Source organism: Anaerotignum sp. (genome assembly GCF_045122575.1).
In the GTDB taxonomy this organism is placed as follows: Bacteria; Bacillota; Clostridia; order Lachnospirales; family Anaerotignaceae; genus Anaerotignum_A.
In genome coordinates this window covers 1-12,108 of the sequence record NZ_JBGVHV010000170.1, presented here as the reverse complement: position 1 = coordinate 12,108, position 12,108 = coordinate 1, and the positions used below count along the sequence as shown (strand labels likewise).

The following is a 12,108-nucleotide window of genomic DNA, read 5'->3' as shown; positions in this document are numbered from 1 at the left end:
TTTTGCAACTTCGCCTTCAACATTGTGACCCAGCAGCACTGCTACTACGTCATCTTTCAGATCTTCTTTCAGTCTTGTAGCTTCACCAACAAGTTCCAGACCTACGTTCTGAACCTTGCCGTATCTCTGTTCCATTACTACAAAAATACCTTTGCTCATGGGACTTACCTCCTAAATTACAAATCAACGATTAGATGATGAATTTTTCTTCCAGTTTTTTCAGGATTACATCAACAGCTTCTTCTGCTGTCAGATCGGGATATACTGTACCTGCACCTTTTACTTCTTTTGTGAAGGATTTGAATACGTTTGTGGGGGAACCTTTCAGACCGATCATATCCAGTTCCAGTTCGTCTTTCAGATCTTCGAAGCCCAGAACTTTGATTTCTTTTTTGTAAGCGTCGAAAATACCGCCGATAGACATGTATCTGGGTTCTGCCAGTTCAGCGATTGCTGTCAGCAGGCAAGGTGTTTTTACTTTGATGATGTGATAACCATCTTCATACTGTCTTTTTACAACAACATGATCTTCTGCAGCTTCTACGATTTCTTCAACGTAGGAAACCTGAGGCAGAGCCAGTTTTTCAGCGATCTGAGGACCAACCTGAGCTGTGTCACCGTCGATAGCCTGACGACCTGTGATGATCATGTCATAGCCGATTTTTTTCAGAGCTGCAGCAAAGATGCCGGATGTAGCATATGTATCGGAACCACCGAATTCTCTAGCGGATACCAGGTATGCATCATCACAACCCATAGCCAGAGCTTCTCTCAGAGCAACGTCTGCCTGAGGGGGGCCCATGGAAACTACTGTTACTGTGCCGCCCAGCTGTTCTTTGATTGTCAGAGCAGCTTCAATACCTGTTTTGTCATCGTGGTTGATGATGGAGGGTACGCCGTCACGGATCAGTGTGCCTGTTTTAGGGTCAATTTTAACTTCTACTGTATCGGGAACCTGTTTGATACAAACTAAGATTTTCATAGGAATTTTTTTCTCCTTTCAAATTCTTTCAAATGCGCCTCTCTGCATAAAACGAAGTTTTATGCCATTCGGGTCAAGGGGATGATCCCCTTGCAGGGTGTGGGACAGCGTCCCACGAAAGATTATTTCAGTTTCATCCAGCTGGAGATAACCATTTTCTGAACTTCGGATGTACCTTCGTAGATTTCTGTGATCTTCGCGTCACGCATCATTCTTTCTACGGGGTAGTCTCTTGTGTAGCCGTAACCACCGAACAGCTGTACACATCTTCTTGTTACATCAGAAGCTGTAGAACCAGCGTAGTATTTGCACATTGCGGACAGGTGGCTGTAAGGTCTGCCGGCATCTTTTTCGCAAGCTGCTTTGTAAACCAGCAGTTTTGCTGCTTCAGCTTTTGTAGCCATATCTGCCAGTTCGAACTGTGTGTTCTGGAACTGACCGATTTTTTTGCCGAACTGTTTTCTTTCCATTACATATTTCACGCATTCGTCGATCGCACCCTGCATGATACCCAGAGCCTGAGAAGCGATACCGATACGGCCGCCGTCCAGTGTCTGCATAGCGATCTTGAAGCCCTGGCCTTCTTTGCCCAGCAGGTTTTCTTTAGGGATTCTGCAGTTTTCGAAGATCAGGTCGCAAGTAGCGGAACCACGGATACCCATTTTTCTTTCTTTTTTACCGATGGAGAAACCGGGTGTGCCTTTTTCAACGATGAAAGCGGAAATGCCTCTGTTACCTTTGGATTTGTCTGTCATAGCGATAACTACATAGATATCAGCATAACCAGCGTTTGTGATGAATACTTTTGTACCATTCAGAACGTATTCATCGCCATCCAGTTTAGCAGTTGTCTGCTGCATGGAGGAGTCTGTACCTGCGGAGGGTTCTGTCAGACCGAAAGCACCGATCTTTTCACCTTTAGCCAGAGGTACCAGATATTTCTGTTTCTGTTCTTCTGTACCGAAGTAGTAGATAGGGCCAGCGCACAGGGATGTGTGAGCGGAAACAACTACTGCTGTTGTACCACAAACTTTACCCAGTTCTTCGATAGCCATAGCGTATGTCAGGTAGTTGCCGCCTGCACCGCCATATTCTTTAGGGAAAGGAATACCCATGAAACCGTATCTAGCCAGCTTGGGAATGCTTTCCACAGGGAATCTTTCTTCTTCATCCAGTTCTTCTGCCAGAGGTTTGATTTCTGTTTCTGCAAATTTTTTGTACATTTCTCTCAGCAGATCCAGCTCTTTAGAAAATCCAAATTCCATAACTTTGTTTCCTCCTTAAAACGTTTGCTTTTTTAAAAAAATATTCGTATATTTGTTTTTCCATCAGAAACGATTACCACCGTTCCATCTTCTTTTGTTCACGAGGGGAAGTCACTCTTTCCGTTTCCCATCTTTCAGTATAAAACTTTTGACTGTCTTTTTCTAGCATTTCGCACAAAAAAATCACTGGAAAACTGACGAAATTTATCATTCATCAAATTGACGGAAAAAGTATCTTTTTCGCGAATCAAGCTTCTTTCTTTTTGTTGTATTCTTCCAATTCCAGAATTGCATCTTTCAGCATGCCGGCTGTGATTTCGTAAGGAACTACGTCCATATCGTATCTCTTCATAGCCAGTTCCAGAACGGGATCCAGTTCTTCTACTGTGATTTCGATATCAGCCAGTTTTGTAGGCAGTTTCATACCTTTGTAGAATTCATAGAATCTGTCCAGTTTGTCATACTGTTTGTCCAGTGTCAAGAGAACCAGTGTACCGTAGGAAACTACTTCACCGTGTTTGTGTCTTGCTTCGATCTGGTGCAGTGTTGTGGATGCGTTGAAGAATGCATGTGCAACGGATGTGTTGTATTTTGCAGAGTCAACCATGTTGGAAACCATACCTGTGTTGATGAAGATGTCCAGAGCTACTTCTTCGATCGCTTTGGAAGGTACGTTGTTTTTGCAGTCTTCGATTGCCTGAATACCATATTTCAGCAGGGGTTCTGTACAGCAAGCTGCCAGAGCTACGCCGGCCTGTTCTACCAGAGTCAGTTCATCTTCTCTGCCTCTTGCGGAGAATGTAACTTCTGCTTCTTTGGACATACCGTCACCGATACCAGCCCACAGGAAGGATACGGGTGCTTCTGCAATAACTCTTGTGGAGATGAAGATATGTACAGGGGGCCTGTCTACACGATACATGCATCTGAATGTATGGTCTTCGTTGTAGTAGATACCCAGAGCGGAGTTACAAGCGCATGTGGATGCGATTGTAGGGAATGTGAAGTAAGGTTTGCCCATATCACGAGCAACATATTTACCTACGTCGATTGCTTTGCCGCCGCCCAGACAGAAAATCATATCTGCATTTTTTACGACATCCAGAGCTTCCAGTCTTTCGCATTCTTCGAAAGATGCTTCGCCGCCGAACAGAACATATTCTACTTTTACAGTACCTTCTGCTGTTGCTTCATCAAGGTATTTTTTTGTTGCATTGATGGAAATTTCATCACTGATTACAACTGCTTTTGTACCATAGGGAGAGCATACTGTTTCGATTTCATAGTAAGCATCTGCGCCTGCGGAATAACCGGGATAAAATACTGTGAGGTTTTCCATAATTACATTCCTCCTAAAAGAATTAGAACTTTATTAACAACTTCTGATTTGAATAAAACCTTCTCCTGCTCTGTTCCAAGAGAGCCTCCTTTGTAAGCAGACTCCTGCGGGGAGTCGCATTACCTTCAGTATATAAGAGGAAATTTTCTTTTTCAACCGAATTTGTTAAAAAAAATACGATTTGGAACAATGCTCAATGTATCCGTTTATTTTATGAGTTTTTGACTCGAAAACTGGTTCTTTTTGACAATTTTCCACAAAAAAATTGTCACAGATGATTCAGAACCGGCTTCCCCTTGGACAAATTGCACCAATTGTCCTCTATTCGAGGACACCTCTGCTCCTCCGGCCGTTCTTATCCTTCCTTCCCGATGGGATTTTGTTAAAATTATTTCCCTTTCAGTTCCATACGGAATAAAGGCACATAAACCAGCTTCGGCCCTTTTCTGATACTTTCCATCAGGGAAATGCTTCTGACAGAAATTTTCATAGGTTCCAGACGGATATTTTTCTGCACGTCCAGAAAACTGCGGTGGGGTTCCACCTCTCTACCCAGTGTGATATGAGGGCTGAGACCTTTTCTTTCGCGGGCAAAGCCCTGCTGTTCCAGAGATTTTTCCAGTGTGCTGAACAATCTCTGCAGATGGCTGCTTTTTTCCAAACCGGCCCACATGATCCCCTTGTTCCCTCTGGGGAAGAAGCCGATCTTATCCAGTGTCAGGGTAAAGGGTCTGTTTCTGCGAGCTGTTTCATACATGGCGTTCTGCAGATAGTCGATATCATCCTCCTCCACTTCACCAAGGAAATGCAGCGTCAGATGGAAGTTTTCCTTAGGTGTAAAGTTCCCTCTGCGGCAGAGTTTCTGTGTTTCCGCCTGCGCCTCCGCCAGATGATCCTTCACTTCCTGTTCCAATTCGATCGCAATAAAAGTTCTCACGATTGTACCTCCTTATCCTATTAAAAACTAAAACCGCACAAAAGTGCGGTTTCAAATCAGGGTCAAGGGGAATGATTCCCCTTGCGGGGTGCAGGGGGCAGAACCCCTGCAAAAATTATTTTACCAGAGCCAGTGCTTTTTCTACTACGTTTTCTACTGTGAAACCGAAGTCTTTGAACAGCTGACCTGCAGGCGCAGATGCACCGAAACCATCCATGCAGATGATGTCGCCATCCATACCTACATATTTATACCAGCCGAAATCAGAAGCCGCTTCCACAGCCAGTCTTGCACGAACTGCTTTGGGCATTACGCTTTCTTTGTATTCTGCATCCTGTGCATCGAATACTTCCCAGCAAGGCATGGAGATCACTCTTGCTTTTACGCCTTTTGCTGCCAGTTCGTCGTATGCTTTGTAGATCAGTTCTACTTCGGAACCGGAAGCCATCAGCAGCACATCGGGTGTACCTTCGCAGTCTTTCAGAATGTAAGCACCTTTCAGTGCACCCTTGCCTGTGCCTTCCATGGAAGGCAGATTCTGTCTGGACAGGATCAGGGCTGTAGGTGTTGTTTTGCTTGTCAGTGCTGTATACCAAGCCGCTGCTGTTTCTCTTGTATCGCAGGGACGGAATACATTGTAGTTAGGCAGAGAGCGCAGCATTGCCAGATGTTCGATAGGCTGATGTGTAGGACCGTCTTCCCCAACACCAATGGAATCGTGTGTCATGATAGAGATCACAGGCAGACCCATCAGAGCTTCCATTCTCAGACCTGCTTTCATGTAGTCCGCAAATACGAAGAAGCCAGCGATATAAGGTCTTACACCACCGTGTACAGCCATACCGTTTGCCATTGCTGTCATAGCAAATTCACGGATACCGAAATGTACGTTGGAACCAGCGGGTGTTTCTTTGCTGTAGTATTCTCTGTCCTTCATCAGGGATTTGTTGGAAGGAGCCAGGTCAGCGGAACCGCCGAACAGGTTGGGAACTACTTTCGCCACTTTCTGCAGTACTTTTTCGCTTGTTGCACGAGTTGCGATATCGCCTTCGTCTTTCCAGAAGTCTTCATCTGCCAGCAGGTCAACAGGCAGTTCGTCGCTGTGCCATACAGCGTATTCTTTTGCCAGTTCGGGATATTTTTCAGCATAAGCCTTAAACATTTCGTTCCATTCTGCTTCTGCTTTTGCACCTGCAGCGTTGATTTCTGCAACGTGTGCTTTTACTTCTTCAGGAACATAGAATGCTTCTGCATAAGGCCAGCCCAGATTTTCTTTTGCCAGTTTGATTTCTTCTTCACCCAGAGGTTCACCGTGAGCGGATGCTTTGCCCTGTTTGTTGGGCGCGCCGTAACCGATCTGTGTTTCGATCTTGATGATGGAAGGTTTATCGGATGCTTTCGCTTTTTCGATGGCAGCTTTGATCGCATCTACATCGTTGCCGTCAGCTACTTCCTGTGTATCCCAGCCGTAAGCTTCGAAACGTTTCAGAACGTCTTCGGAAAAAGCTGTTGCTGTATCACCTTCGATGGTGATGTGGTTGCTGTCGTACAGAACAACCAGTTTGGACAGACCCATTGTGCCAGCCAGAGAAGCTGCTTCGGAAGCAACACCTTCCTGCAGACAACCATCGCCGCACAGTGCGTATGTATAGTGGTCTACCACTTTGAATTCAGGTGTGTTGAATTTTGCTGCCAGATGGCTTTCAGCCAGTGCCATACCAACTGCGTTTGCGATCCCCTGACCCAGAGGGCCTGTTGTCACTTCAACGCCTGTTGTATGTTTATATTCGGGGTGACCGGGTGTCAGGGAATTTCTCTGACGGAAGTTCTGCAGGTCTTCGATTGTCAGACCGTAGCCGAATACGTGCAGCAGGGAGTACAGCAGTGCAGAGCCGTGGCCTGCAGACAGGATAAATCTGTCTCTGTCATCCCAGTTGGGGTTTGCGGGGTTTGCCTTCATTTCTTTTGCCCACAGTGTATATGCAGCAGGTGCAGCACCCATAGGCAGACCGGGATGACCGCTCTTTGCTTTCTGGATCGCTTCTGCGGACAGGAAACGCAGGGTATTGATTGTCAGGTTATCCATATTGCTCATGTTAAATTTCCTCCGAAAATTTTTCATTGATTACTTCTTGGGTACTGTTTCCCAGTCTTTCAGGAATTTTTCGATACCATTGTCTGTCAGAGGGTGTTTGGACATCTGAATCAGAACATTGTAAGGGATTGTTGCGATGTGGCAGCCCGCTTTTGCAGCGTCTACTACATGCAGAGGATGACGGATGGAAGCAGCGATGATTTCTGTATCCAGACCGTGGATGTCGAAGATCTGAACGATATCTTCGATCAGAGTCATACCAACAGAACCGATATCATCCACTCTGCCCAGGAAGGGAGAAACATATGTAGCACCTGCTCTTGCAGCCATCAGCGCCTGTGTCGCAGAGAAGATCAGGGTTACGTTTGTTTTTACGCCTTTTGCAGCCAGAATTTTAACTGCTTTCAGGCCTTCCAGAGTCATGGGGATCTTGATTACGATGTTTTCGTGGATCTTTACCAGTTCTTCTGCTTCTGCTACCATGCCTTCATGATCCAAGCTGATAACTTCTGCACTGATGGGGCCATCTACGATCGTTGTGATTTCTTTTACAACTTCAACAAAATCTCTGCCTTCTTTTGCAATCAGGGAAGGGTTTGTTGTAACGCCGCAAATAACACCCAGATCGTTTGCTTCTCTGATGTGGTCTACATTAGCTGTGTCGATGAACATTTTCATGGTAGCTATCTCTCCTTTTGATTTAGAATATTGAATTGGCATCTTTCGGCACATTTACCGAAACGCATATAAACAGAACTGCAGCACTTACTGCAACCCATACTACGCTATTTTTATTGTACGCCAACAGAAAAAGAAAAGCAATCCATTTTCTATTTTTGTGCAAACAAAAAAGGACAAAATACAGTGCCGAGGAAAGACTCTGCAATTTATCCTTTTGGTTCGTTACTCGATCGTCAGTCTGTCACTTTCATCCATTTCAAACACTTCAGATGCATAATCGCCCTGCTTCCACGCCCCCACTTCCGCCAAATAGGAATAGTGCAGGCCGTTATCGTCTTCCGCCTTGAAAATAAATGCGATCTTTTTGCCATTTTTCAGTTCAATTTTATTTTCTCCCGAGAAATCCGCCCGATAGGATCTGACATATTCGTCCTGTTCGAACAGGATTGCAGGTAAGGTCTTTTCCAGTTTATCGTCAACATAAACTTCTACCTTTGCATCCTTCAAACGGAAGGATTCCCCTTTGTTCTGACGCATCTGCCATTCCGGTGTCATCACCTGCACCACAACATCGCCATTGAACACAACGAAGGACTCTCCGCTCTTCCAGCTGACAGAACCGCCCCAGTTACCGTCAAAAACGGGCAGTACGGTATTTTCCACATCCACACTGCCTACAGAGCGGATATATTCCGTATCCCCCTTGCGCATGTGGGCAGAAGCAGAAACCACGCCATGAAACGGCACTTCCGTCTCTGCTCGGAAAATGCGGTCATCGCCTGCGGATGCAGCCACTGCCGCCGCTTCCCCACCATCGCAGGAAACCATGAATTTCATAGTCATGCCGTCGGTATATTCCTTAGGTGCAGCCGTCATGCGGATCAGGGCAGTTCTCGCCTTCACATCCACATCCACGATCTCTATGCTGCTTTCCCGAATGGGGTTATTGGCATCTTCGATCCCCTGCTCAATGTTGCGGGGGATATTGTTGATCGTATTGCTGATCTGTTCCTGCGCCTGATACACCTGATTCGAAAGATGATTCTGCATCTGGCTGATACGGTCTTCCACGGCAGCCACAGCAAAAGCCAGAGCTGCAAGCAAAAGAATAAAACAGATGCGAAACTCCCTGCGGGTCACATATTTCTTTTCCTTCGTCTTTTCCTGTTCTTCCGTTATGTAGTCCCGTTCTTCCATAGGCGTTCCTCCTTTATAGAGAAAATCATTTCAGCCAGTTTCTTACAACGTCCTTGATCTCTGTTTTTTCACATACATTTTTGTGCAGGATGGGTCTGTGTTCCAGACCTACGATAGGCGCAGGCACGGAAACACCGCTTACCTTTTCCAGATCCGCCTGCAGGGCAAATGCATCGCCGTCAGCATATTTCGCATCCAGTGCAGTCATAACGTCCTTTGTGAATTTGTAAGGAGAAGCAGTGGAAACAATGACCATGGGTCTGTTGTCACCGCTTTCCGCTTTATATTTCTGATATGCCGCATAAGCCACTGCTGTGTGAGTATCCATCACATAGCCTGTTGCATCATAAAATTTCTTGATGGCTTCAAAAGTTTCCGCTTCTGTTGCATATTCGCCGCTGATGCTCTTTTCCTTGATTTCAGCCTGATATGCGCCTGTCTTGTTCAGGCTTTCCATTTCCATTCTGGTAGCATCCTGACCGCCCATGTGGGACAGCAGTCTTTCCAGATTGCTGGAAATCAGGATATCCATGGAAGGAGAAACCGTCACATGGAATTCTCTGTTTCTGTTATATTCCCCTGTACGGAAGAAATCGTACAGCACTTTGTTATCGTTGGAAGCGCATACGAAATGGCCTACGGGCAGACCCATCTTCATGGCATACCAGCCGGCAAGGATATCGCCGAAGTTGCCTGTGGGTACTGTGAAGTTCAGTTCTTCCCCTGCTTTGATTTCGCCCATCTTCACTGCATTCAGATATGCCCAGAAATAATATACGATCTGAGGCACCAGTCTGCCGATATTGATGGAGTTTGCAGAGGAGAACTGGAAACCCTTTTCGTCCAGTTCCTTTGCCAGTGCTTTATCTGTAAAGATGCTCTTTACGGCGGACTGGGCATCGTCAAAGTTGCCTTTGATGCCGACTACACAAGTATTTGCGCCTTCCTGTGTGTTCATCTGCAGTTTCTGTACAGGGCTGACACCATCTTCGGGGAAAAATACCATGATGCGTGTGCCTTCCACATTGGCGAAACCTTCCAGTGCCGCCTTGCCTGTGTCGCCGGATGTTGCTGTCAGGATCACGATCTCCTTATCCAGACCGTTTTTCTTTGCGGCTGTTTTCATCAGATAGGGCAGGATAGACAGCGCCATATCTTTAAAAGCCAGTGTTTTGCCGTGGAATAGTTCCAAAAACAGCGCGTCCCCTTTTTTCACCACGGGAACGATATCCGCTGTATCAAATTTTTCATCATAAGCGCCGTTGATGCAGGCTTTCAGTTCTTCTTCTGTAAAATCCAGATATTTGGACAGCACTTCATAAGCCAGTTCCTGATAATTCATTTTGCCCAGTTCTTCCAGAGATCTGTCCATCTGAGGGATCTCTTCGGGGATATACAGGCCGCCGTCGGGGCAGATGCCGCGCAGGATTGCCTGAGATGCTGTTGCTGTAATATTTTTGTCCCTTGTACCAATATATTTCAATGCCATTTGGGATTCCTCCTTAGTAAAAAGTTTTTCTATATTTTTATACGATAGTTCTATTTTACAGATGATTTCAGATTTGTCAACAATAACCGCACAAATGTCTTTATATAAAATACAGTTACTGCATCATCCAGCTGACTGCGTATTTATTTTTCAACCTGCCCTTCTGCATCTTCGCCCAGCCCAGAGGGAAACCGTCTACGCAGACCAGTGTCCAGCCGTCTTTCCCTTCGCCTTCCACGGTCTCCCCTTTCAGATAACGGATCACGCGGTCATCTTCCAGAGAAAAGTCAACTACCTTTTTCACCTCTTCTTTTCTCAGCCCCATGGCAAAGGCCTGGGAAGGCTCGAAGCGGTCTTTTTTCAGCGTGCCCAGCATCCAGCCTGTTCGAAGGACGCGGAGCTTATCCAGTTTGGGAGTACCTTCGGGCAGCAGATACAGCCCGTCGCCATAAATCTTATAAATGCCTTTCGGCATTTTCTGCAGGACATCTTTCGCAAAATCCGCAAAGGCATCCATCTGTTTCGTCCATTTGCCATCCTCCACAGGAACAGGTTTTGTGCCCGCCGTTTCCTTCTTTCTCAGCAGTGCAAGGAAATGACCTTCCCCCTTCAGTTTATGGGGATACAGTCTGGCGCAGGCTTCAAAAGGAGGCAGCCCCGCCACAAAGCCATTTCTCTTCTCAATGGGTACCAGTTCAAACTCCGGATGATTTTCCAGAAAATCACCGATGCTCTTTTCATTTTCCTCGGGAGAAAAGGTACAGGTGGAATACAGAAGCATACCGCCTGCCTTCAGCATGGGCGCACAGGCCTCCAGAATCTTGGCCTGTTCTGTCTGACAGAATTCCAGCATTTTTGCATCCCAGCTTTTCACCATATCCGGCTCCTTGCGGAACATGCCTTCGCCGCTGCAAGGGGCATCCACCAGAATTTTATCGAAAAATTCAGGCAAACGGTTTGCAATTTTCTCAGGGGTTTCGCTCATGACAACAGCATTGCGGATCCCCATCAGTTCCACATTTTTCAGCAGCGTTTTCGCTCTGCCCGCGCTGATGTCATTGGCCACCAGAAGGCCTGTGCCCTTCAGTCTTGTCGCCAGCTGGGTGGTCTTGCCGCCGGGAGCCGCGCAAAGATCAAGGACAATATCCCCCTCTTCAATGGGCAGGGTCGCCGCTGGGCTCATGGCGCTGGGCTCCTGCAGATAATACAGCCCTGCATGATAATAAGGATGTTTTGCAGGACGTTCCTCTCCTTCATAATAGAAGCCGCTTTCACACCAGGGAACATTTGTCAGGCGGAAGATATTTTTTTCCTGCAGTTCCTCCGCAGAAATTTTCAGCGTATTGGCTCTCAGACCGTAAAATCTCCCCTCACCAAAAGAAGCAATATAATCCTCATATTCCTCCTTCAGCAAAGCTTTCATTTTTTCTGTATATTCCAAAGGCAGATTCATAAGATTCCTCCTTAAAAAACAAATTTTTCTCTAATTTTATCATACCGAACCAGCAGGCTATTTACAAGCAAATTTCCGTTTTTCTCTTTACAAACTGCCTGCCTTCATACTAAGATAGAACCACTTAGAACAACCCCCATGAAAGGAGAAATTCAAATGGGAAAAGATATCTGGAAACCCGGGACAGTCATTTATCCCGTCCCCGCCGTTATGGTCTCCTGCGGCGATATGGAACATAAAAACATCATCACCGTGGCATGGACAGGCACCATCAACTCTGACCCTGCCATGACATACGTATCCATCCGCCCCGGCCGCCATTCCTACAACATCATCAAGGAAAAAGGCGAATTCGTCATCAATCTGGTCACAGAAAAACTGGCCTATGCCTGCGATTTCTGCGGCGTACGCAGCGGCAGAGATATGGACAAATTCGAAGTGATGCATCTGACCGCCAAAAAAGGTGAAAAGGTAGATGCCCCCATCAGTTACGAAAGCCCTGTAAATATCGAATGTAAGGTAAAACAGGTCATCCCTCTGGGCACCCACGATATGTTTCTGGCAGAAGTGGTTTCCGTTCAGGTCAGTGATGATTATCTGGACGAAACCGGCAAATTCCACTTTGATAAAGCAAAACCCATCTGCTATTCCCACGGCGCATACTATGGTC

The 12,108-nt window shown here is 46.2% G+C and carries 10 protein-coding genes; 1 reads left to right on the top strand and 9 read right to left on the bottom strand.

The window, feature by feature from the left end:
• Nucleotides 1-190: 190 nt before the first annotated feature.
• From ACJMLT_RS08480 to ACJMLT_RS08440, 9 genes are all read right to left on the bottom strand, one after another.
• Nucleotides 191-982: an electron transfer flavoprotein subunit beta gene (locus ACJMLT_RS08480; protein WP_405729420.1), complete on the bottom strand. Its 792-nt coding sequence runs from the start codon at nucleotides 980-982 to the stop codon at nucleotides 191-193.
• 122 nt (nucleotides 983-1,104) lie between these two features.
• A complete protein-coding gene (locus ACJMLT_RS08475) occupies nucleotides 1,105-2,247 on the bottom strand; it encodes an acyl-CoA dehydrogenase (RefSeq protein ID WP_405729417.1) in 1,143 nt (380 codons plus the stop codon).
• 247 nt (nucleotides 2,248-2,494) lie between these two features.
• On the bottom strand, nucleotides 2,495-3,586 hold the full coding sequence (locus tag ACJMLT_RS08470) for an iron-containing alcohol dehydrogenase family protein (protein ID WP_405729414.1): 1,092 nt from the start codon (nucleotides 3,584-3,586) through the stop codon (nucleotides 2,495-2,497).
• Between the two features lie 388 nt (nucleotides 3,587-3,974).
• On the bottom strand, nucleotides 3,975-4,523 hold the full coding sequence (thpR, locus tag ACJMLT_RS08465) for an RNA 2',3'-cyclic phosphodiesterase (RefSeq protein ID WP_405729411.1): 549 nt from the start codon (nucleotides 4,521-4,523) through the stop codon (nucleotides 3,975-3,977).
• A gap of 115 nt (nucleotides 4,524-4,638) precedes the next feature.
• Nucleotides 4,639-6,561, bottom strand: a complete 1,923-nt coding sequence (gene tkt, locus ACJMLT_RS08460) for a transketolase (protein WP_405729423.1) — start codon at nucleotides 6,559-6,561, stop codon at nucleotides 4,639-4,641.
• An 87-nt stretch (nucleotides 6,562-6,648) separates the two neighbouring features.
• Nucleotides 6,649-7,296: a fructose-6-phosphate aldolase gene (gene fsa, locus ACJMLT_RS08455; RefSeq protein WP_405729408.1), complete on the bottom strand. Its 648-nt coding sequence runs from the start codon at nucleotides 7,294-7,296 to the stop codon at nucleotides 6,649-6,651.
• A gap of 225 nt (nucleotides 7,297-7,521) precedes the next feature.
• On the bottom strand, nucleotides 7,522-8,496 hold the full coding sequence (locus ACJMLT_RS08450) for a hypothetical protein (protein WP_405729405.1): 975 nt from the start codon (nucleotides 8,494-8,496) through the stop codon (nucleotides 7,522-7,524).
• A gap of 25 nt (nucleotides 8,497-8,521) precedes the next feature.
• Complete coding sequence (gene thrC / locus ACJMLT_RS08445) at nucleotides 8,522-9,985, bottom strand: threonine synthase (RefSeq protein ID WP_405729402.1); 1,464 nt, start codon at nucleotides 9,983-9,985, stop codon at nucleotides 8,522-8,524.
• 115 nt (nucleotides 9,986-10,100) lie between these two features.
• Nucleotides 10,101-11,438: an RsmF rRNA methyltransferase first C-terminal domain-containing protein gene (locus tag ACJMLT_RS08440; protein WP_405729399.1), complete on the bottom strand. Its 1,338-nt coding sequence runs from the start codon at nucleotides 11,436-11,438 to the stop codon at nucleotides 10,101-10,103.
• Between the two features lie 156 nt (nucleotides 11,439-11,594).
• Between ACJMLT_RS08440 and ACJMLT_RS08435 the strand changes: the two genes are divergently transcribed.
• Nucleotides 11,595-12,108 (top strand): flavin reductase family protein (locus ACJMLT_RS08435; protein ID WP_405729396.1); only part of this gene is annotated, 514 nt, incomplete at its 3' end.

Excerpts from the sequence above, each read along its gene's own strand:
- ACJMLT_RS08480 (WP_405729420.1), bottom strand. The coding sequence starts at position 982 with ATGAAAATCTTAGTTTGTATCAAACAGGTTCCCGATACAGTAGAAGTT.
- ACJMLT_RS08475 (WP_405729417.1), bottom strand. The coding sequence starts at position 2,247 with ATGGAATTTGGATTTTCTAAAGAGCTGGATCTGCTGAGAGAAATGTAC.
- ACJMLT_RS08470 (WP_405729414.1), bottom strand. The coding sequence starts at position 3,586 with ATGGAAAACCTCACAGTATTTTATCCCGGTTATTCCGCAGGCGCAGAT.
- fsa (WP_405729408.1), bottom strand. The coding sequence starts at position 7,296 with ATGAAAATGTTCATCGACACAGCTAATGTAGACCACATCAGAGAAGCA.
- ACJMLT_RS08450 (WP_405729405.1), bottom strand. The coding sequence starts at position 8,496 with ATGGAAGAACGGGACTACATAACGGAAGAACAGGAAAAGACGAAGGAA.
- thrC (WP_405729402.1), bottom strand. The coding sequence starts at position 9,985 with ATGGCATTGAAATATATTGGTACAAGGGACAAAAATATTACAGCAACA.
- ACJMLT_RS08440 (WP_405729399.1), bottom strand. The coding sequence starts at position 11,438 with ATGAATCTGCCTTTGGAATATACAGAAAAAATGAAAGCTTTGCTGAAG.